Genomic DNA, 21205 nt, shown 5'->3' with positions numbered 1-21205 from the left:
ACAACAATCACCGTTAAACTACTAATATGAAAGTTCCGCTGATTATTCTATTAATTATTGCACTATTGGTGTTAGGACTTTTGGCTTATCAAAGTACTACTAATAATAGGCTTGATCTGAGGTTTTGGAACAATGAGAAATTGGACGATAAAAAAGACACAAAGGATAAGAAGGACAAGAAAGATAATAAGGATAAAAAGAACGATGAGAATGTAGAAGCAAGCACTTCTGCCTCCTATCTTATTGAAGAAAAATATATCATGCCCGAAGTGCTTTCTGAAATATCTGACATAAGTTACATGCACGGTAGTTCATTTGCCTGTGTACAGGATGAGTTAGGTACAATTTTTATTTATAACACCGCCGATAAAAAGATTGAAAGACAAATACCATTTGCAGGCCCGGGAGATTATGAAGGTATAGCGGTGGTTGGCACGAATGCCTATGTAGTAAACAGTAGCGGAACAGTGTACGAAGTATCGGGTCTTGAGGAAGCCAAACCTTTAGTAAAGGAGCATAAGACTTACCTGAATGCTAAAAACGATGTTGAAGCGCTTTGCTACGATAAGGTGAACAACCGGTTGCTACTTGCCTATAAAGGGGAAGAAGCAGGTGGAAGCAGAAAGGGAATTTATTCGTTCGACCTAAAGAATAAACAACTGGCAAGCACCCCCGTTTATTCCATAGACCTAAATAATTCTTTATTTGAGGACGGGGCTAAAAAGAAGAAGCAAAGCTTTAAACCGTCCGCTTTAGCCATACACCCTACCAATGGAGATCTTTATATAACAGAAGGAACAGATCCTAAACTTTTAATTCTAGATAGCCAGGAAAAAGTCAGATCTCTCGTGCAGTTTAGTGGTAGAGATTTTACACAACCCGAAGGAATTACTTTCAATGCAGCGGGTGAACTGTTTATTTCTAATGAGGGCAAAAAAGGCAATGGAAATATCTTAAAAGTGAAACTTCAGTCGTAATGATCGTTAGAACATTTTTTCGATGAAGCAGCTACGGCAGTTGCAGTATAAGTCATAATGATTTTTGCATAATGAAAAAGAAACTAACCTGGAAAGGCGTTTGGGGTCTGGTAAAAGATGCGTTCACCGGATTTATGGATGATAAAGTAGTGAAGCTTAGTGGTGCCCTGGCTTATTTTACAGTGTTCTCTATCGGCCCAATGCTGATCGTTATTATTTTTTTCGCCGATCTCTTTTGGGGAAGGGAGGCCGTGGAAGGGACCATATTCGGACAGATAAAGGGCCTGGTAGGTGCTACCACCGCTGCTCAAATACAAGAAATTATCCGGAGTGCATCGCTCAGCGGAAAAGGTCCTGTTACAGGTATTATTGGGATCATTACATTGCTCATAGGGGCCACCACGGTATTTGCTGAAATTCAAGACACCATCAATACCATCTGGGGGCTAAAACCAAAACCAGAAAAAGGATGGTTGAAAATAGTGGTTGACCGCCTTCTTTCTTTTTCAATTGTTGTCAGTATAGGCTTTTTATTACTGGTGTCCTTGGTTGTTACCGGCTTGGTAGAAGCACTAAGCAACCGCCTCATACATATCTTTCCCGACATAGCCTTGCTTCTTATTTACATCTTTAATTTGCTTATCACCTTTGGGATAGTAACACTTCTTTTTGCCATTATTTTCAAAGTATTGCCCGATGCGAAAATAAAATGGAAGGATGTTATTACAGGCGCCATGGTGACAGCTGGGCTTTTTATGCTTGGAAAGTTCGGGATCACATTTTACATCGGTTCAAGCAACGTTAGTACCGCCTATGGCACAGCAGGGTCATTTGTTATACTTATGCTATGGGTTTATTATTCTTCCATCATCCTTTATTTTGGTGCTGAATTCACTAAGGCCTATGCTGCTACATATGGGGGACTTATTAAGCCGAATCAGTATGCAGTATGGGTAAAGCAGATAGAAGTGGAAGATGAAACTGGTTCGTTAAAATACCAGGAGCAGAAAAAGAAAGAAGAGAACGAAGAAACAGGAGATAACATTAAAGTGAAGTAATGTTGGATGAGTGACAGGTTCTACAAGGAAGACGGTCACAGGCAGGCGAAAATTATTAAGTTGATGGTACGTACTATTTAAAAGAATTTTTGGGAGCAGTTGGCTGGATTTCTATTAAGCTTCCGTTGCGTCGCACTCTTTTGCAGTTGTAGTTGCTTGATCAATCAATGCCAGTTAAAAGCGCTCCTTTCTCCAATCAGGTAGTTGCAATCTGACTAGCCTTTACTTTAAAGCTTTCTAGTACTTTTTCGTGAAATTCCTTAAGTCTTTTACTCTCATCAGTAATACACTTCACGAACCATAATTATACTTCTTCATACGTAGCCTCTGTACTTGCAATATCACATGGAACATGCTTGCCTCTAATCCAAAAAAACCAGCTGGTTTTAAACGCTTTTCTTTTACCATAAATTCACTCTTGAAAAGTCATCTGCTTGTACTTATCTTGGTTATAAACATGCTTCGAACTGAGTATGGCAGCAGTAAAATATTTGTGAAACGTGTAGCTTTAATACTATTAAAATGAAGGAGGAATTAGCTGTAAGAATCATATTGGAAAGTCCACCCCCGGAAGTAGACTTTGGAATTCAAAAAGGCAGTGGAAACAAATATGAAACAATTTTAAAACAAAGATCAAGTGAGAACGACCTGGTCTTTGAGTTTACAATTTTGGTGAAGGACGGAAAAACGTCTTCTTATAATTTTACGGGGCCGTATGTTCACGGACCAGTGAACGAACGCTTTATTTATGTAGACATTGGAACTGCTGCAGGGCAATTTAATTCTCCGTGGACGCGACGATTAAAAATTCCATTAAGAGACATTTCATCAGAGACGGTTAAACAAATACTCGCTAATTCTTTTCTTATTCTCGAAACTAAAGTTCCCGGAACAGCCAAAGACGGAGGTCCAAATTGCGCCACAGTAAAACATTTTTCTGGCTGGCACTTGGTTGGGCGTTGAAGACCACAGCATACTACAAGCTATGCGCCTGCGTTACGTTCTTCACCAACAGCACTTTGTTCGGCTGTATTTGCAGGTGAGAAACCTGCAAAGGCTTCTGAAAAACATTTTTAGCGCTGCTCTAGGCGCTCAACGACTAATTTATGTTCCTCCGCATATTTAACTAGAATTTTATCTGCTTTGAGGGTATATTTTTCTTCCGTGCTGTTGTCCGTTAGAAAAAAGCCTGTCCTTCCTGCCCCGGCTATAATGTCAATAAGAATGCGATCTTCTTCTTTCTTTAAAATCATCATGTCTAACTGCGTCGTCATAGTGCTATAATTAAAATCTTCATACATCAAGACGGACATGTCAATACTGTGATTTTCATACATGAAAGTTATTTCTTCAATTAGAAAGTTTACCAGTTGGTCCAGGTCGATTGAGAGAATTTTTAATTTTAGTATCGTCATGCTTTATGCTTGATATCTAAGTTACAATAAACAAAGAAGCCTAATCACATTTCATTTGTTAGCCCGGCAGAGGTGTTTTCCGCCTTGGTTAGCGTTCTTCACCAACAAAATCTGCCTAGTTATTATACCGCAGAGGCAAAAAATGCAGTGTTCTTTACAGTAGCGTCATTTTGAATATAAGTTGGTAGATTACCGATGAAATTTATTACGGTGAAATTCTTAATTCAAATAGCTCTTTTTATTAGGAGAATATTCAATTATATAAGAAGTATCGAGATTGTAATACCACCAGCAACTGCCTCTTCCCTACGGCCACATGAAATAAATAGGATCTCAGGAAGTAGTAGTATTCATAGTTACAAGCTCCACCACCGAAACCAGCTATGCGGCAGATAATGATGCAGAAAGCACCCCTGACTTTAATGGTTTCGGAGGCGGAGATTTTGGTGGTGCTGGTGCGGGCGACTCATGGGATGATAATTCTGATTTGTCAAGCGATAGCAACGATAATTCGTCTGACAGCAGCGGCAATCAAGCAAGTGATTAAGAAATGAAGGCTTCTTTTAATTTACTGTGGTTTGGCATAGTCAACAGCGACAGTAGCGCTGGAAGATTGACCTTAGTGCTATGTTCATCTCTGCCTCCTCTACGGTTACAGGTGACAACACCTTGCAACGGCCAAGCCGAGGAAGACCAACAACGGCAAAAAAAAAGAACACCTGCAGCGGCGAGGCTAAGAGGAACACAACAAGGTGAAATTTACTTTCAAGATATTTAGCTTCTTGTTTTGCCAAGTGCTCTTGTCTCTTCATCATCAAGAACCGGGGTAACAACCGCGTCTAGAACTGGAATCCAGTTGAGAGCCCACTTTGATATAGCAATAGCGTCATCCGACTCGAAAATGGCAACGCCAGTCCCCCCTGCTACGTCATGCCAGCGACCTATTAGCCGAATATTATCTCCCATATCGGCTGCATCATCTGCAGCTGTCATTTCAGAAAATCCTTTAAGTGCTGCCTGCCTTTTTTCCTGGTGCAGACGCCAGCTCAACATAAATTTCATAGTCTTAATTTTTTAGATGTTAGTAAATATAGAAGGTGTGTAAAAGCGCCAATTAACGGGATAGGTAGCTGCAGCTTTTCAAGGATTGAAGGTTTTAAAGAATTCCTTCAGAATTAGACAGGACCAGGTTCTGAGAATCACTAACAAGATAATTAAAAAAGTACTTTTTTTCGCATGTATACAAACGATTATGTTACCAGTATTTTCCACCTTTGTTGGTGTTCTTCATCAACAAAATTTGCTTAGTCATTATAGTGCGTTATAAGTCCCATTCACTAGTTCCTTTCTTGTAAAAAGAAGCGGAAGAATATTTATAGTCTTCAGGAAAACGACATAGTCCTGCAACGACAGGACTATAGTGAACGTACCGGAGCTTTTGTTTGAAGACAGACTGCCTCCTAAGTGCAATTTAGATGACTATATATTCAGCATTAACAACCTTTTCCAGAGCTGTTGATGTTGTTCACCAACGCTCGTTGCTCGGCTGTATTTGCAGGTGAAGAACACCTGCAAGGCAAAAAAGGCAAAGGACGAAAGTAATATCGCTGATATCACCAGTCCCCGTATTTCATTCTGTTCTTAAATTCTCTACAGGGTTAGCATTTGCTGCTTTTAGCGTTTGCGACAGAATAGTTGCAAGCCCCAAAATCAACATAATTACCAGGCTAACAATTACCTCAAACAACCCGATTGTTATACTGTAGTGCTGGGTGTTTGCCAACATCTCGTTGAAGAGGAAGTAAATAACTGGTATGGTAATAACGCTGGCTATAGCCATCAAGAAAACAAAATCTTTTGACAAAAGAATTACGAGGCTTTTAGCACTTGCACCTAATACCTTTCTTACACCTATTTCTTTGAAGCGTTTTTTGTTGGTGAACGATACCGTGCCTAACAAACCAAGACATGCCACGGTAATCGCCAACAGGCCCAGGAAGCCCCAAAGCTTCATGATCATAATATAGAAACTGTAAGCGTCTTTGATCTGTTCCGAAAATAATTGCGCAGTGAATTTTCCCTGCCCGCCTATTTTCTTCCATAGCTTTTCCATATCGATGAGGCTACCCAAGGCATCCTTGCCTTCCAGCTTTATATTTGCGTAAGTGAATTTATCCGGGTTATATTCAAAAAAGAAAGGAGCAATAACATCTTCAAGTCCGGCATAGTGAAAACTCTTCAACACACCTGCAATGCGGAATTCGCTACTATCATTCAGGGTGATCATTCTATTGATAGCGGTAGAAGGCTCTGTAAGATGTAACGCTTTCACAAACTCTTCATTCACGATAATGAACCTCGAGTTCTCCGATTTATCCTGGCCAAAATCTCTACCTGCCAGCAAAGTTAACTTCATGTTCGAAATAAAGGCTTCATCCACAGACATTGAGGTTACTGCTATGGAATCAAACTCCCCTTTGGTCTTTATGTATCGTTTAGAAGCAGTCCCAAGTCCTAAAACATGCGACGACATGGAGATTCGATTGACCCCGGGCACCTTCTCAAACTCGGTTTTAAATATTTGCTGATTGATGTTTTGGAGCTCAACATCGAGAACCTGTTCTTGCTCAAATCCAAGGTTATAGTTAACGGAATATTGATACTGCCGCATCATAATAACCACTGCCATGATAAAGCCAAGAGAAATTACAAACTGAGTCGTCAATGCAAACTTGCGGAAGAACGACCGGCCACTCGTTTTTACTTCTTTACCTTTTAATGCAACAATTGGCGAAAGCTTTGAGAAATAGAGTGCAGGAACAAAACCTGAAACGGCGCCTACCAGCAATGCAAATACAAAGAAGCCAACAAAAGTTTCCCATGTAGGCGTTAGATCTAATGGGGTAGTTTCGATCATCGACATTAAAATATCTTTTCGTACTACTTCATAAATCAAATATGAAAGCATTAACGCCACTAACACAATGGTCGTAGCTTCTACGATAAACTGCAAAATGATTTGCTTCTTTCGCCCGCCCATTACCTTTCTCACCCCAATCTCTTTCATTCGCTCCAACGATTGTGCAATAGAAAGGTTGACATAGTTGGCACAGGCTGGCACCAATACAATCAGTGTTATTAAACCGGTAACCAATATCTCCAGGTAACTCCAGTTAGAACCGATGGGGTCCAACATGTCTTCAGAGCCGGGGGTAATTTGATCAAGAGGCTGGAGCTTGAAAGTAACCTTACTTTTTTCCCGGGCATATCGTTCTTTTGCTACGTTATTAAGAAAGCGTTCTAAGTTACCTGTGTTCGCATCTTTGCGAAGAAGCATATAAACAAAAGAGCCTTTATACGATTTCCAGCCTTCCTTCTTGTCGAGAAAAACAGACTTTGGGTGACCTACAATAGTTGAGTAGGAGACTATTGCCGAAAAATACATATGGCTGTTTTTGGGCAGGTCTTTACAAATACCCGTAACCAAAAAACTACCATAGCCTGGTATATTTATCATTTCCCCCATAGGCTCCTTATCGTCGAAAATTATTTTTGCCTCCGTTTCCGTAAGCACAATGCTGTTTGGATTGCCAAGCGCTGTTGCTTTACTTCCTTTTAGTAAGGGGAAATTGAACATTTCGAAAAAGCCGGGATCGGCAAAATAGCCACTTACCCCAATCTTCTTGTCGCCATAAGAGGCCTCACCATACAAGGATCTATGAATACGTACAACTTTTTCCACCCCGCTAAAATCATGTAGGTTTTCAGCAAGATGGGCCGGAGCTGAGGCGTACTTGGGATTTTCCTTCTTATCGAGTAATTGAGATGTTACCCTGTAAATGCGGTCCTTATTAGAATGAAAATCGTCGAACCGCGACAGAAAAGAAAGAAAGGCAATGAACAACAGGCTAAGTGACATGCCGAAAGCCAGGCCAATGACGTTTAATATCGTGAAGAACTTGTTCTTGGAAAGATTACGAACGGCTACTTTAAAAAAATTCCTGAACATAAGATGGTTGTTTTGGTTTGTAGAGTCTTGACGATCGACTAACGTTTAGTAGGACTATCTATAGTTACTGCGCTTTACTACTGAGATTGTGCCAACGCTGTTATGATTTAGCTGTTAATGCTTTACGTGCGATGTCCCTTTTTCTTGTGTGCGCTACCGAACACGAGGTGTACGGAACTGATACAGTCTTACTGGTCAAGATTAAAACCTCCCGATAATTTTTATTAAGAAATGTTTCTATTCAGTTGAGCTCTTGCTACTAATTGTTCTACGAACAACATTGATTTTATGTTTGAGGTGACTTGGGGAACACCGCGAACAACTAGAGGGTAAAAGAGACCCCAGCAGGACGAGGTAGTTTAGGCTTTAGTTCTATGCTCATCTATGCATGCGGCCGCTCGGATGATGATATGGTGCAACTCTTTCGCTCGAAGGAAGGCAGACAACGGAAAAAACGGCACGGCTACCGAAACACACACAACGGAGAAAATGAGTCCAACTAAAAACGTTCATTTTCTATGGTGCGGGTAAGTAGCAGTTATGATATCTAAATCAATAAAAAAGAAACGTTTTGTCTAATACCGTCATAACTATTATTCATTTTTTCTAGATCATTGATAAGGTCTTTCTTGAACAAGGCAGAATAACAATTAATTAAGACTATTCCTTCTTGCTTACTGCGAGCCAATTCATTTAAAAGGCCTTCTATTTCTTTTGTCACTTTACCTCCAAACGTTTTTTTTTGTTGCATCTTAATAAGGCCATTTAGTTCTATCAAGTTATCCTTGTAGCTCTGATTTTCTACTTCTGTGAGCCTTTTATTAACTGTATCAGAAATAGAATCAGCATCTTCAATTTTCATATTTTTCGTAGCGGCGGTTTCATCAAGAATGGGATAGGTTTCAGATGCTCCTTGAAAGCTTTCACCATATTCATTTGCTCCTGACGCACCGGCCGCAAATAAAAGCCACAAAACATAAAAAGGTACAAGTTGCCACCATCCGCTATTACCTAAGTCGTGGCACCTTTTGGTACCCTGCGCCCAAAAAAACCAAAGCATAGGAATATATGCAAGTCCAATAACAGAAGTACCGGAACCTGATTGCATAATTTCATTCACAATTACTGCGAAAACTACATAAATAATAAAGCTAATTGCATATTCAGTTCTTCCGATACGTCCGTAAAACGAGAACGGATTTTTGAACATATTCTGCTTTTTTAGTTTAAACGCTCTAATTTTTGCAATTCCAATGAGTAGGAACGACAATATCGCTGATTATTTCACTGCCACAATACTTGAGTGGAAACATCTACTTTAACAAGATAAGTACAATCCTGCGATACAGAAATTTAATTACAATCAAGCTTGAGTGTAACTACATGATAATTCGCTGGAATCTCTAAATTGTAAGGATTGTTGTCTTTGTCAATCAACTTCAATGTAATTGGACTTTCAGGATCTACATCTTCGATATTAATGTTTTCAGAAGCAGCATTTTTCTGTAATGGTACAGAAGTTACTTGGTCGGAGTTGATTTCCAAGTGGTCAAACTGCTTTTGACAGAGTGGATTTTTTTGGATAACCACTTGAAACGTTACTCTTTCTAACTCAAGATCATAAACAGCATGAGGTTTGAAAATGGAGAACAGTATATAAAGAAGTAAACTTGGTAGCAGTAAAACATAGGCTTTCGAAACCTTTAAATGTTGCACTTCAATTTCTCTTTCTTCGAGCATGTATTCATTAATAGTTTGGGGTTTACCAACTGCGTTTGGCGGCATGATCCCCGATAGTTGCTTTTCGACTCGCTCCTTCAATGCCCATTCTTTTAGGTTCTCCCAATACCCGGAAATCATTTTCTTGGTATAACTAAAAGTTTTATATTTCCATTCATCATGTGCAAAGAGAAAAAAGCGATTTAAAGTTAGTTGAACGTCTAATTCTGTATATGCTAAAGATTGCTTTGGTACCTCGGCTTGAATGTCTTTTAAAAGGTTCATTATAGTATCACGGGCAAGAACTTCGTTATCCGGTTCTAAGCAGTTGAGTAACTGAAGCCGCAAGGATTGTTCAAGTTTAGTGTCTTGTAACCAGGGAATTCGGGCAATTTTCAATAGGGCATTGTAATGAAATATCTCCCCTTTCCTCTCCTGAGGCCAAGTCTCTCCGAAAGCAGCTAAAAGGGCCAGAGTTAGATTCCAATCAAGCTTCGGATACACTGCTAAAGAGCAAACAAATTGAAATAAAACGTTATCGTCTAAATAATTTCGTATTTCATCAGAAGAATAAAAATCAAATTTTGCCGTAGAATAAAGCGCTCTTATTTTACGAACTATTTTTTTTCGAGGAACAAAAGATAGCTCAAGCATCGCCGTTGTCAATAACTCAATTGCTTCAATCTCTGCAGGAATTATTTGAAACTCGTGCTGATTTAATTGGTCCTCCATGTACGACCAGTCTTTCAGTGGGGTAGGTGTAATAATATATTTTTGAGGCCAGCTAGTAAGCAACCCAAGTACATTTGTTTTCAATTCAAATTCATCAGTAAACAAACTTCTGCCACTTCCCAATATCAAAAGGTGAGTACCGTTCGATTGTATTGATAGTTCGTGTAGAGATTGCCATTTTCCAGTGTCGTCTGAAAGTGTCTTAATGTCATTAGTAAAGTAAAATTTTCGAATTAGAACCTTTTCGGCTTGTAAGAAATGAATTAAATAATCGAAGAGTTGAGTAAGGTGGCCTTCCTTTTTACCCTCGATGAATACTACAAATTGTCGCTCCTCGATGTGTTCATCGTAGAGTAAGCTCAAAAATCCTGCTTTTCGAGTACTTGAGTAAATGCTTTTTGGTATATTTAAGGCTCGGCCTTCAATCATTACTGGCTTTTTAAGCGCTGTTTTAATACGCCTAAATTCCCTCGTACGTTGAATTAGGTAATTTTTAGGCGGAAAGCTTAAATTGGCAGGCTCCAGTTCCTTCACCAACCGTTCGTCCTCATCGTCGTAGTTACTACTGGCCCAACGATCGTCATTCCTATCTGGTGTTTCAACCTCTTTCTTTCTTTCCTCGCGTTCCATCAATTTCCTTTGTTCGTAGAAGATTATATGGTATAGGACAGCCGCGATCAAAATCCCAAGCAGCCCCGAAATCTGGAGATTTATATTTCTTCTTTGGAGTGTGATTGGTTGTTCATATATGATTTCGTGTTTGAATTCGATAGGCGTTTCCTTCGAAACGGGTGTGGTAGGTTTATCAGGCAATACGTCGGCTCTGTTATCTTTTGGCAAGGTATCTGCCAGGTTACCTGGCTTTTTTGTATCGGTTTTATCCGGTAGTGTAATCTCTTTTTTTTGTTTATCTGCGCTTTGAACAAAGTAAAATATTATGGCAGTGATCACAACCAATGTTAAAGTTGCAAATTTCACACGCAGCAGATACTTTCTGCTAAATAATTTTTTCCATAAGGACACCGCGGCCGTCTCAGTTTCTCTTGTTTTTGCTACAATATAATCATCAACAAGACGGTAGATATTCGCTTGTTCTTCTTCATTTTTCGCAAGAAGGGGAGCTAAAATAAATTTTAATTCCCCTGATTGTATTTTCTGAACTGATGAGGTTAAAAAAATCGATTGGAGGTGAAGGATGTGTTCAATTGAAACATCATATCCATTGGTTTTGAGTAAATGTAGCAGCTCGCCTAACGGAAAAGGATAATGTTGCTTGGTAGCCATGTAGCTATTTTAGCTGTAAGAAATCTTCCACTTCTTCCAGGTCTTCTTTTGTTTTAATCAAAGTGTATAGGCTCAATTGCAGAGCTTTTTTTTGTTCAGGCGGAAGAAACTGGGCGTTTCTTTCATCAAAATTATTATGAATAAGCCCTTCAAGATGCAATACCTTTACCCAATCCAACAATTCACTTGTTGAAGGGGGTTTCACCACAGAACGATCCCGGATGGCCTGAAAAATTTTAAGGACACGTCGGTATTGGTCTGCAAAATCAATTTGAGATCCTATTTCAATTTCAGTTAAGAATGGACTAAGGCGGTTTGTAACGATTTTCACCAACTCATCTTCCGAGGGAAAGTCAACATTATAAAAGAGACATCTTCGCAAAAACGCATCGGGAAGATTTTTCTCACTATTGCTGGTGAGAATCACCAGGATCCTGGCCTTACGGTCCGTGCTGCGAGTAATTTCCTGTTCGACTTCAGGAATGTAAAAACGGTTATTTTCAATCTCGTGCAGCAAATCGTTCGTAAAATCTCAGGGTGCTTTATCAATTTCATCAATTAAGAGAACAGAACTGTGCGGTTCCTCTGCTAATGCGAGCATATTGCGAACACCATCTATCTGATACTTCCTCGAAAAATTACGCAATCCCTCAGTTTGGGCGATGGCAAGGCCCATTGCGGAGAATGAAATAAATTCAGCTACTCTCTTTTTGCCCTCTTTGTCCTGAAAATGAGAAATAGCATCGTACTGATAAAATAAGTCTTTGCCGAGAGATGTGGTTTTGGTGTGGAAGATAAAAGGGCTTGGCAAAAAGGGGGTCAGGCTTTCATCTGTTTGGGCACTTAGGTACCAGGATGCCCAATGCGCCAACTGAGTTTTGCCAGTACCAGGCTCGCCTGTTATCAACAGCGGCTTTCCTAATTTTAAAGCCAAGAGAATTGTTGCTTTTAAAGGATTGTTTTCACTAAGGTAATAATACTGCGGATGGTTATCATAATGACCAAATGCGATTTTAAAATCGTCAACTTTCATAAGACAATCAATATTTTAAAAAGCTAGTAAGATTTTTTTCGACAATCCTCATTTTTGCTTGTTGCGCTGCACTAAATATTTTCTTCTTCACAACTTCAAAGTTATTGTCCATGTCGTCATCAATCTCTATGTTTTTTGACTCTAGCCATTGTTTATAGTCCTGTTCATACCAATCAATCAACGATTTTTGATCTGCTAACCGATGTTCACCTAAAAATATCAGGGGTAAACATTCTTTTGGGTATGCAATCAAATCTTCTTCGCCCTTCAGAACTTTTTCAACCCGTGTGTTTTTGCAATAATTTCCTAAAAAATCAACCACCTGTTGATCACAGTTTTGATCGTTGCTCTTTTCAAAAGTGAAGAGGTAAAAAATTTTTAGTTGGTACCTTGATTCTTGATTACAAAGCATATGGCAATTAAGCCATTTCAACATCTGAACAAAAGCTTCTGCTTGGAAAGCTGTACTTTCAATTTTGATGGAAATGAAGTAAACCTGTTTAGGGCCCTGCTTATTTAGTCGTTTTTTCAATTGCTGCAAAACTTGATCTATTGACCATTGCTTAACTTTACTAACGTCATACGCAATACTCAGGGAATTCAAAAATTGTTTCTTAAACAAGTACAAGTTTTGCTCTGGAGTGAAATAAGTGTTGACATCAATACCTGGCATCAATATGTCGTGAATCTCATAGTTCTTGTAGTCGTTAACAAGAACCTTTAGTTTGATCGCGTTGTGAAGGTTGTTCAGACTGTCTTCTTTGTCGCCAATAATCGAGTACGCTAATAACTCTTTTTCGGTAAACCTTTCCGTATATACCATTTGAAAAAACTGCGACTCGACTTTTCGATTACATTTATAGATAAACTCCTTCGGGGTACGAATGAAATTTTTGCCCTTGTCGGACGCATATTCAAATATTTCGCGACATTTTGTCGATAGGATTTTATTGATTTCTTCCTCTTTGCCGTTTTGGTATAGCTCATTTAAGCTAACAATGCGCTCCCCTTGCACCGTATTAGCACATTGCAGGTTAGCAAGACCGGTTTTATCCCAAAGGCAGGAGGACAAGAGAAACCAGTAGATCTTCACATCCCTTCGTTTCAACAGGGGATCCAATTCGTAACGCTTGATGTATTCTGATCCCAAATAACTGCTGCTCACCAAAAGTATCACGACCGTGGCAGTGGCCAAATGAGAATCAATAGCTTCCTGGAAGTCTTCCCCAGACGTTATGTTGGAGTCTTGAAAAGTAATTTTGCGGTTGTAAATGATTTCATTTTCCCTTAGGTGTTTAGTAATTCTTTCCCGCCATTGAATGTCATCTTTGCTATAACTAATGAAGATCATCTGGACGATTTGAGTGATTAAGTTTATTCCCGCGCGCCTTTTTTCAACTCCTTTTATAGGATTAAAGCTTTCAGTTAGAACAGATTTTGGATTCTATCAGAACGCGTCCCAGAATTTATAATCAGGTAGTTAGGCTATTGATTGAACACCCCCCTTGTCATAAATAGTTTTATTCTAAATCTGATATCCACCATTCTATTTTTGTAAAACAACAATCAGAAGGTAATATACACTTTTTAAGCTATGTTATATTCATTAAAATAAAAATTTTGTAGGTCCAATATGCTTTATAGCACTGGCTTCGCACTACCATAATTATCCCTTACCTTACCATAACAACAGCAACTACTTATTAAGTAGCTTCACCTGTTTATTTAGGAAATTGCTTCCTCGTTCCTCGTCGCAGTGACGAACGCCTTTCGACACCACCTACGCCACCACCACCTGCACGTCCACATCTTTATTCTCTTCTAACCAACCTATGATCTCATCATTCATCGTTACACCTTTTTCCAGCGTATACAGGCCGATTTTTACGTTATGTGCAGAGTCGTTGATGTTGAATTTAATAGATGTTTTACCCGGATACGCCTTTATGTTTTTGTCGAAGAAATCTACGAAGTCGGAGTTGATGATGCGGGTGGGTACATCGAGGATGAGCTGCTTTGTGAAGTTTTGCTTTGTTACTTCGAGCAGGTTGATGCTGGTGACTTTGAACTCGTATTGCTCGCTGTTGAAGCGGCTTTTGAATTCGCCCTGCACCATGATGCTCTTGCCTTTGTCGAGGTAGTTCTGGAACTTAACGTAATCGTCGCTCCATAGCATGAGCTCGGTCTTGCCGCTGAAATCTTCGATAGCCAACACACCAAAGTTGCGACCGGTTTTGGTTACACGTTGTTGTGCATCTACCACCAGCCCGGCAAGTTTGAAGGGCTTGTTCTTTTTGGGAGAGAGGTGAGGGGCTTCCTTTACCTGCGCAAACTCGTCGATAGGTGTGAAGCCGTAATGCCGCAGCTCGAACTTAAAATGGTCTAACGGGTGACCGCTCATGAACATACCGGTTACATCTTTCTCGTGGTCGAGCTTTTCGGTGAGTGTCCACTCGGGCACCTTAGGCAATTGAGGGGTTGGAATATCGATGGAAACCATATCGCCAAACAGGCTGTTGCTGCTGGTTTGTGCCTGCGCCTGGTAGCGCTGTCCAAACTGAACAATGATATCTAAACCTGTAGCCGTAGTGTCTTTGGCACAACCGAAATATTGTGCACGGTGGTATTCTTTAAAGCAATCGAAAGCGCCGCTGTAAGCAAGACTTTCCATTAAACGCTTATTGACCGCACGAAGGCTTACACGCTTTACAAGGTCGAAGATGGAAGTGTAAGGGCCGTTCTTTCTGCGTTCTTCCAAAATACATTCGATGGCTGCTTCGCCTACGCCTTTCAATCCCATCATGCCGAAGCGGATCTCGCCTTTCTTGTTTACGGCAAAGCCTTTCTGGCTCTCGTTGATATCTGGTCCGAGTACGTGCAAGCCCATGCGCTTACACTCTTCCATAAAGAAAGTGATCTTTTCGATGTTGCCGGCGTGGTTGAGTACGCCTGCCATGTATTCGCTGGGGTAGTGGGCTTTCAGATAAGCGGTCTGGTAAGCAACAAAGGCATAACAGGTAGAGTGCGATTTGTTGAAGGCGTATTGGGCAAAGGCTTCCCAGTCGGTCCAGATCTTTTCCAGCTTGTCGGCAGGGTGACCTTTCTTTTGTGCGCCTTCCATGAACTGCGCTTTCATCTTGTTCAGCACGGCGATCTGCTTTTTACTCATTGCCTTACGCAGCACGTCGGCGTCACCTTTACTAAAGCCTGCGGGCTTTTGGCTTAGCTTTGCTTAATTGAAATTCCTTTCACTATTATCTTTCAACCACTCCACTATCTTTTCAAACGGTAGAAGTTATCGGAGGTGGCGGTGAAACGGTAGTGGTAGCTTATTAATAAACTCGCCATAGCAAGCATACCTGTTCTTTTATTACCGTCTACGAAAGGGTGATTTATAATGAGGCTTTCTCCAAGTGCTGCTGCTTTTTCAATAATAGTAGGGTACAAGTCTTTCCCCGCAAAAGTTTGAAAAGGACGGCAATTGCAGATTCTAGTAAGCCCTGGTCTCTTACTCCATAAGAACCGCCAAAATCAATGATTGATTTGTTATGTAATTCTAGGATATCCTCTAAAGAAATCATTGTGCAAGTTTTTGCAAAACCACCCCGTAATGTTCTTTAATTGCGTCATAATTTTGACTTAGGTTTACGGGTTCCTTTTCATCTGCACTTTCCAGTAGCTTCAAAACATTTTGCAGAATTTTTTCACTTGCCAAAGTCGTGATCTTGTTGATGGCTTCTAATTTCATTTGCGCTACACTCATATCTATAATTTTTCGTACTCAAATTTAACGATAAAATCGACCAACAGAATTATTGCCGTATAAGAGTGGGACGCAAGGATGTCTAATAGTAGGACTCCAGCCGGCCCACAGAAACGGAGGTTTAAGGTTTAGGGTATAAGGTGTAAGGAAAACGTCTCAATGGCAGCCTTCACCTTAATATCCGTATTACGTGTTGCAACACACCTTAAACCTTACGCCTTCCCCCTTAAACCCTTCCTACGCCACCACTACCGACACATCCACATCCTTATTCTCCTCCAGCCAATGCACAATCTCATCATTCATTGTCACACCGGAAGACAATGTATACAAACTCAACTTCAAGTTATCTTTCGGCTCTATAATATTAAACTTAATAGACGTTTTGCCAGGGTAGCTTTTAACGTTTTTATCGAAGAAATCAATAAAGTCAGAATTGATGACTTTGGTAGGAACATCGAGAATGAGCTGTTTCGTAAAGCTCGCTTTCGTGATTTCGAGTAGGTTGATAGCCGTTACTTTAAACTCGTATTGGTCCTGGTTGAAGCGGGTTTTGAACTCGCCCTGCACTAGCACGCTTTTACCCTTTTCGAGGTAGTTTTGGAATTTTACATAATCGTCGCTCCACAACATAATCTCGACCTTGCCGCTGAAATCTTCGATACAAAGAACGCCGAAGTTGCGACCTGTTTTGGTAACGCGATGCTGTGAGTCTATTACGAGACCTGCTAATTTAAAAGGCTTATTCTTTTTGGGAGATAATTGCGGAGCTTCCTTTACATCGCAAAACTCTGCAATCGGAGTGAAGCCATAATGCTTCATTTCAAACTTATAATTGTCTAACGGGTGACCACTCATAAACATACCCGTCACATCTTTTTCGTGATCGAGTAATTCAGTCAACGGCCATGGTTCTACCTTAGGCAATTGAGGGATGGGAATATCCATTTGTACCATATCACCAAACAGGCTGTTGCTGGTACTTTGCGCCTGCGCCTGGTAGCGTTGGCCAAACTGTACTATCACGTCCAGACCTGTTGTATTAGTGTCTTTAAGGCAACCAAAATATTGGGCACGATGATATTCGGTGAAGCAATCAAAGGCGCCGCTATAAGCCAGAGATTCTAAAGATTTTTTATTGGCAGCACGCAGGTTGACACGTTTGATCATGTCGAAGATGCTGGTGTATGGGCCGTTCTTCTTTCTTTCTTCGAGTATGTATTCAATCGCATTTTCGCCTGCACCTTTCAATCCCATAAAACCAAAACGGATCTCGCCTTTTTTGTTTACGGCAAAACCTTTTTGCGATTCGTTGATATCCGGACCGAGCACCTTTAATCCCATGCGCTTACACTCTTCCATGAAGAAAGTAATCTTCTCAATGTTACCGGCATGGTTAAGCACGCCAGCCATGTATTCGCTGGGATAGTGAGCCTTTAGGTAAGCTGTCTGGTAAGCCACAAAGGCATAGCAGGTGGAGTGCGATTTGTTGAATGCGTATTGGGCAAATGCTTCCCAGTCGTTCCAAATCTTATTCAGTTTATCGGCAGGATGACCTTTCTTAGTAGCCCCTTCCATAAACTGCTCCTTCATTTTATTAAGGATCGCAATCTGCTTTTTACCCATTGCTTTACGCAACACGTCCGCGTCGCCTTTACTAAATCCGGCGAGCTTTTGCGATAGCAGCATCACCTGCTCCTGGTACACCGTGATACCGTAGGTTTCCTCAAGGTACTCAGCCATGTCAGGCACGTCGTAGGTGATCTCCTGGCGGCCGTGCTTACGCTCTACATAATCAGGAATGTAAGCCATCGGACCGGGCCGATACAAGGCGTTCATTGCAATAAGATCAGCAAATTTATCCGGCTTCAGATCACGCAAGTGCTTCTGCATTCCGGGGCTCTCGAACTGAAACGTCGCATTGGTTTCACCTTTTTGATACAACTGGTACGTTGCCTCATCATCCAAAGGAATTTCATCTATCTCTATCTCAACTCCATGATTTTGTTTGATTAGCTCAAGTGCAGTTTTTAAGATTGAAAGGGTTTTCAAGCCGAGGAAGTCCATCTTAATTACACCCGCTTCTTCAATTACGTTTCCTGCAATCTGTGTCACCAAAAGATCAGAATCTTTTGATGTAGCTACCGGAATAATATTTTTCAGATCGTCAGGCGCAATGATGATACCTGCGGCATGAAGTCCTGTATTTCGAACAGACCCTTCCAAACGCGCAGCTTCCTTCAGTACCTGTGCCTGCAGGTTTTGACCCGCATATATTTCACGAAGCTTCTTTACATTGTCTACATCTTCAGGATTAAGGCCTTCTTTTTCTTCGAGAGATTTTGGTCCTTCTTTAATCGTTAGCGGAGCAAAGAGAACCCTGTTCAAATTCGTTCCCGGCTTATCAGGAACGAGTTTTGCCAGCATGTTACTTTCAGCCAGCGGAAGGTCAAGCACACGAGCCACATCTTTAATGCTCATCTTGGCCGCCATTGTACCAAAGGTTACAATTTGTGCTACCTGGTTCTTACCATATTTCTGAACAACATAGTCAATTACTTTCTGCCTGCCGTCGTCATCAAAGTCGGTATCGATATCCGGCATGCTCTTACGATCCGGGTTAAGAAAACGCTCGAATAGTAAGTTGTATTTAAGGGGATCTATATTGGTAATACCGACACAATAAGCCACCACCGAACCGGCGGCAGAACCACGACCCGGTCCAACAAATACACCCAGCTCACGACCAGCTTTAATGAAGTCAGACACAATAAGAAAGTAACCGGCAAAGCCCATTGTCTTAATGGTAAACAACTCGAAGTCCAATCGTTCACGAACCTCTTCAGTTATTTCACTGTATCTTTTTCTTGCACCTTCGTACGTCAGGTAGTGCAGGTATTCCCACTGGTTCAGGTTACTGTTATCGTGCTGCTGAAACTCTTTTGGAATAGGGAAATTTGGAAGCAGGATATCTTTCTTCAGGTTAAGCAATTCAATCTTGCCAACTATCTCGTTGGTATTATCAATGGCTTGAGGAATGTCTTTAAAGAGTTCCTTCATCTCCCCTGTCTTCTTAAAATAAAACTGGTCGTTCGGAAACTTGAACCGACGATTTTTTACCTGGATTTCATCGTTTGCAAAATCATCAAAACCCGGGGTAGATTGTTTTTCGCCAGTATTGATACAAAGCAAAATGTCGTGTGCATTGTAATCTTCCTGGTCCGTATAGTGGCTGTCATTACTGGCGATCACCTTTACATTGTGCTTGATCGCCCACTTTACTAAACACTCATTCACCTTGTCCTGCTCTTTCATTCCATGTCGCTGAATCTCGATATAATAATCTTCCCCAAACATGTCGAGCCACCACTTGAATTCCTTTTCTGCAGCATCCTCGCTATCACAAAGGATTGTTTGAGGCACATAGGCACCGAGGCAACAGGTAGTAGCAATCAATCCTTCATGATATTGCGCCAATAATTCCTTATCAATACGGGGGTACTTGCTATACATCCCTTCCTGGTAACCAAGTGATGTAAGCTTTAAAAGATTATCGTAGCCTTTTTTGTTTTTGGCCAAAAGCACCTGGTGGTAGCGCTGATCTTTTTGTTCTTTGGTGAACGCTCTTTTATGCCTGTTCTCCACTACATAAAACTCACAACCTACAACTGGTTTCACCTTTAAAGTACCATCATCATTTTTATGTTTATAAGCTTCCGCCACGAATTCAAAAGCACCAAACATATTACCATGATCGGTAATGGCAAGCGCAGGCATATCATCATCAATTGCTTTTTGATAGAGGCTTTTTATACTTGCCGCTCCATCCAATAAACTGAACTGGGTATGAACGTGGAGGTGAGAAAATTTGGACATAATATCGAGTAATAAGTGGTAAGTTGTAAGTGATAAGTTGTATCAGCCAAGTTAAGTTGAGAAGCGAATTACTTATAACTTAACACTTACAACTTACTACTTACAGCACTACAATAGTGACCCACAAATATCGTTACCGAGGGTAAGAGTTCACTCCATTCTTATCCACAGATGGGGTTAACTAGCCGTTAAAAAAAAGCAAAAAGCCTTTGTTTTTGCTTTTTTAGTCGCTTACTTTGCCGCACCTAATATGAATGTAAAACAGCTGATATATACCCTTTTGTACGCAGTGCTTTTAAGTAGCTGCGCTCAACTGAAATCACTATCATCTCGCGACAGTTCTACAGCCACCAAGCCTTCTCAGAAATCCAACGCTAAAAAAGTAAAGTTCCTCGATAATATTTCGGTTAACCCAGGCCAGGTAGTTACTTCTAAGCACGCGATGGGTCCTGCAATGCCCTCTTTAGATAAACGTAAAAAGCAACGGGACAGTTATAATCAATACGTACGACCTATAGCGAATGCAGGTGACATTGAAAGAGCTGATTGGCTGCAGTTGAAGTACGCCATTCTTTTAGATGCTAATGTAGAAAAGCTTACCAACGTTAACCTTCTTAAGCTAATAGATGAGTGGTACGGAACAAGCTATTGCATGGGCGGCAGCACAAAAGATTGTATCGACTGCTCTGCTTTCACCCATATCATTATGCAGGATGTATACAGTGTAAATATTCCGCGCACTGCGCAGGAACAGTATAAGTCGAGCCAGCATATAAATCTCGAAGATCTCGAAGAAGGCGATCTTGTTTTTTTCAATACCGGCCGTGGAAACGACATGTCACATGTTGGTGTGTACATGCTTAACAACAAGTTTGTGCATGCTGCTACAAGTGGCGGAGTAATGGTGAGCGACCTCAATGACTCCTATTGGAAACCTCGTTACCGCGCTGCCGGCCGTTATACTTTGCCTACTGCATCTGTTGGAAAATAACTCTTCAAATAGTTGCTCCTTTAGCAGCAATCCTTGCTGGTTTTTATTGAGTGTTTTGCGACATCATTAGAATTTCTAATCAACATCGTTGTGTCACTCACTTGTACTGTATGATCTTGTAGGCTGCTTTAGTCATGCGAGTTAAGAGCATTTAAACAAGTATTTTCACCACACAGGCACATAGAGTACAAAGTTTCAGTTTTGCTTTTCATAGAATAGATGATACCTTTTTTCAACAACGCAATAACTCATTCCTATTTTTTGAACTAGAACTGTGCGGATTGCATATTATCTGACAACAGTTCTTGCATAAGTGACATCAGCCGGTTGGGTGCCGAGCGAAGCAAC

General features: G+C 40.7%; 17 protein-coding genes and 1 pseudogene. 4 read left to right on the top strand and 14 right to left on the bottom strand.

Annotated features, from left to right (window positions below; all coding sequences use genetic code 11):
• Positions 1-26: 26 nt before the first annotated feature.
• The 3 genes from SAE01_RS03505 (at position 27) to SAE01_RS03495 (ending at position 2998) form a co-directional block, all read left to right on the top strand.
• Positions 27-977, top strand: a complete 951-nt coding sequence (locus tag SAE01_RS03505; protein ID WP_147202278.1) for an SdiA-regulated domain-containing protein — start codon at positions 27-29, stop codon at positions 975-977.
• Between the two features lie 71 nt (positions 978-1048).
• Positions 1049-2035, top strand: a complete 987-nt coding sequence (locus SAE01_RS03500) for a YihY/virulence factor BrkB family protein (protein WP_147202277.1) — start codon at positions 1049-1051, stop codon at positions 2033-2035.
• 522 nt (positions 2036-2557) lie between these two features.
• Positions 2558-2998 carry a DUF5990 family protein gene (locus tag SAE01_RS03495; protein WP_147202276.1) on the top strand — a complete coding sequence of 147 codons (441 nt, stop codon included), beginning with the start codon at positions 2558-2560 and terminating at the stop codon, positions 2996-2998.
• Positions 2999-3108: 110 nt separating this feature from the next.
• Here SAE01_RS03495 and SAE01_RS03490 read toward each other — a convergent pair whose 3' ends face one another.
• The 14 genes and pseudogenes from SAE01_RS03490 to dnaE all read right to left on the bottom strand — a co-directional run bounded on the left by SAE01_RS03490 (position 3109) and on the right by dnaE (position 19866).
• The gene (locus SAE01_RS03490; protein WP_147202275.1) at positions 3109-3450 is read right to left on the bottom strand and encodes a hypothetical protein; all 342 of its coding nucleotides are present in this window, start codon (positions 3448-3450) and stop codon (positions 3109-3111) included.
• Positions 3451-4224: 774 nt separating this feature from the next.
• Positions 4225-4512, bottom strand: coding sequence for a DUF3303 domain-containing protein (locus SAE01_RS03485; RefSeq protein ID WP_147202274.1), 288 nt, complete (start codon positions 4510-4512; stop codon positions 4225-4227).
• A 568-nt stretch (positions 4513-5080) separates the two neighbouring features.
• Positions 5081-7459, bottom strand: a complete 2379-nt coding sequence (locus tag SAE01_RS03480) for an ABC transporter permease (protein WP_147202273.1) — start codon at positions 7457-7459, stop codon at positions 5081-5083.
• Positions 7460-8006: 547 nt separating this feature from the next.
• Positions 8007-8669: a DUF805 domain-containing protein gene (locus SAE01_RS03475; RefSeq protein ID WP_147202272.1), complete on the bottom strand. Its 663-nt coding sequence runs from the start codon at positions 8667-8669 to the stop codon at positions 8007-8009.
• Positions 8670-8812: 143 nt separating this feature from the next.
• Positions 8813-11194, bottom strand: a complete 2382-nt coding sequence (locus SAE01_RS03470) for a hypothetical protein (protein ID WP_147202271.1) — start codon at positions 11192-11194, stop codon at positions 8813-8815.
• 4 nt (positions 11195-11198) lie between these two features.
• Positions 11199-11711: a MoxR family ATPase gene (locus SAE01_RS03465; RefSeq protein WP_147202270.1), complete on the bottom strand. Its 513-nt coding sequence runs from the start codon at positions 11709-11711 to the stop codon at positions 11199-11201.
• A gap of 15 nt (positions 11712-11726) precedes the next feature.
• Positions 11727-12227 (bottom strand): AAA family ATPase, encoded by a 501-nt coding sequence (locus tag SAE01_RS03460; protein WP_147202269.1) that lies wholly within the window; start codon positions 12225-12227, stop codon positions 11727-11729.
• A gap of 7 nt (positions 12228-12234) precedes the next feature.
• On the bottom strand, positions 12235-13578 hold the full coding sequence (locus SAE01_RS03455; protein ID WP_147202268.1) for a toll/interleukin-1 receptor domain-containing protein: 1344 nt from the start codon (positions 13576-13578) through the stop codon (positions 12235-12237).
• Between the two features lie 429 nt (positions 13579-14007).
• Positions 14008-15348 carry a helix-hairpin-helix domain-containing protein gene (locus SAE01_RS25180; RefSeq protein ID WP_371860447.1) on the bottom strand — a complete coding sequence of 447 codons (1341 nt, stop codon included), beginning with the start codon at positions 15346-15348 and terminating at the stop codon, positions 14008-14010.
• Positions 15337-15441, bottom strand: a pseudogene (locus SAE01_RS25175) (hypothetical protein); the annotation flags it as partial. The pseudogene SAE01_RS25175 and the gene SAE01_RS25180, both read right to left, overlap by 12 nt.
• A gap of 59 nt (positions 15442-15500) precedes the next feature.
• A complete protein-coding gene (locus SAE01_RS25170; protein WP_218029074.1) occupies positions 15501-15674 on the bottom strand; it encodes a type II toxin-antitoxin system death-on-curing family toxin in 174 nt (57 codons plus the stop codon).
• Positions 15620-15808 carry a Fic family protein gene (locus SAE01_RS24730; protein ID WP_218029100.1) on the bottom strand — a complete coding sequence of 63 codons (189 nt, stop codon included), beginning with the start codon at positions 15806-15808 and terminating at the stop codon, positions 15620-15622. The genes SAE01_RS25170 and SAE01_RS24730 overlap by 55 nt, the downstream gene beginning before the upstream one ends.
• The gene (locus SAE01_RS03440; RefSeq protein ID WP_147202267.1) at positions 15805-15990 is read right to left on the bottom strand and encodes a hypothetical protein; all 186 of its coding nucleotides are present in this window, start codon (positions 15988-15990) and stop codon (positions 15805-15807) included. Before SAE01_RS03440 ends, SAE01_RS24730 begins: the two co-directional genes overlap by 4 nt.
• A gap of 237 nt (positions 15991-16227) precedes the next feature.
• Entirely contained in the window at positions 16228-19866 is a 3639-nt protein-coding gene (gene dnaE / locus SAE01_RS03435; protein ID WP_147202266.1) for a DNA polymerase III subunit alpha, read from the bottom strand.
• Positions 19867-20116: 250 nt separating this feature from the next.
• On the opposite strand from dnaE, the gene SAE01_RS03430 reads away from it, so the two are divergent.
• A complete protein-coding gene (locus SAE01_RS03430; protein ID WP_147202265.1) occupies positions 20117-20857 on the top strand; it encodes a C40 family peptidase in 741 nt (246 codons plus the stop codon).
• Positions 20858-21205: the final 348 nt, after the last annotated feature.

Source organism: Segetibacter aerophilus (assembly GCF_007991655.1).
GTDB classification, from domain to species: domain Bacteria; phylum Bacteroidota; class Bacteroidia; order Chitinophagales; family Chitinophagaceae; genus Segetibacter; species Segetibacter aerophilus.
Note: the sequence above shows the minus strand (reverse complement) of the source record. Positions and strands in the feature narration are given on the sequence as shown.

What these genes read in the sequence shown, in the direction of transcription:
- SAE01_RS24730 (WP_218029100.1), bottom strand. Translation starts at nt 15,808, where the DNA reads ATGATTTCTTTAGAGGATATCCTAGAATTACATAACAAATCAATCATT.
- SAE01_RS03475 (WP_147202272.1), bottom strand. Translation starts at nt 8,669, where the DNA reads ATGTTCAAAAATCCGTTCTCGTTTTACGGACGTATCGGAAGAACTGAA.
- SAE01_RS03480 (WP_147202273.1), bottom strand. Translation starts at nt 7,459, where the DNA reads ATGTTCAGGAATTTTTTTAAAGTAGCCGTTCGTAATCTTTCCAAGAAC.
- dnaE (WP_147202266.1), bottom strand. Translation starts at nt 19,866, where the DNA reads ATGTCCAAATTTTCTCACCTCCACGTTCATACCCAGTTCAGTTTATTG.
- SAE01_RS03500 (WP_147202277.1), top strand. Translation starts at nt 1,049, where the DNA reads ATGAAAAAGAAACTAACCTGGAAAGGCGTTTGGGGTCTGGTAAAAGAT.
- SAE01_RS03490 (WP_147202275.1), bottom strand. Translation starts at nt 3,450, where the DNA reads ATGACGATACTAAAATTAAAAATTCTCTCAATCGACCTGGACCAACTG.
- SAE01_RS03470 (WP_147202271.1), bottom strand. Translation starts at nt 11,194, where the DNA reads ATGGCTACCAAGCAACATTATCCTTTTCCGTTAGGCGAGCTGCTACAT.
- SAE01_RS03455 (WP_147202268.1), bottom strand. Translation starts at nt 13,578, where the DNA reads ATGATCTTCATTAGTTATAGCAAAGATGACATTCAATGGCGGGAAAGA.
- SAE01_RS03505 (WP_147202278.1), top strand. Translation starts at nt 27, where the DNA reads ATGAAAGTTCCGCTGATTATTCTATTAATTATTGCACTATTGGTGTTA.
- SAE01_RS03460 (WP_147202269.1), bottom strand. Translation starts at nt 12,227, where the DNA reads ATGAAAGTTGACGATTTTAAAATCGCATTTGGTCATTATGATAACCAT.
- SAE01_RS03430 (WP_147202265.1), top strand. Translation starts at nt 20,117, where the DNA reads ATGAATGTAAAACAGCTGATATATACCCTTTTGTACGCAGTGCTTTTA.
- SAE01_RS03495 (WP_147202276.1), top strand. Translation starts at nt 2,558, where the DNA reads ATGAAGGAGGAATTAGCTGTAAGAATCATATTGGAAAGTCCACCCCCG.
- SAE01_RS03440 (WP_147202267.1), bottom strand. Translation starts at nt 15,990, where the DNA reads ATGAGTGTAGCGCAAATGAAATTAGAAGCCATCAACAAGATCACGACT.
- SAE01_RS03485 (WP_147202274.1), bottom strand. Translation starts at nt 4,512, where the DNA reads ATGAAATTTATGTTGAGCTGGCGTCTGCACCAGGAAAAAAGGCAGGCA.
- SAE01_RS25180 (WP_371860447.1), bottom strand. Translation starts at nt 15,348, where the DNA reads ATGGAAGGCGCACAAAAGAAAGGTCACCCTGCCGACAAGCTGGAAAAG.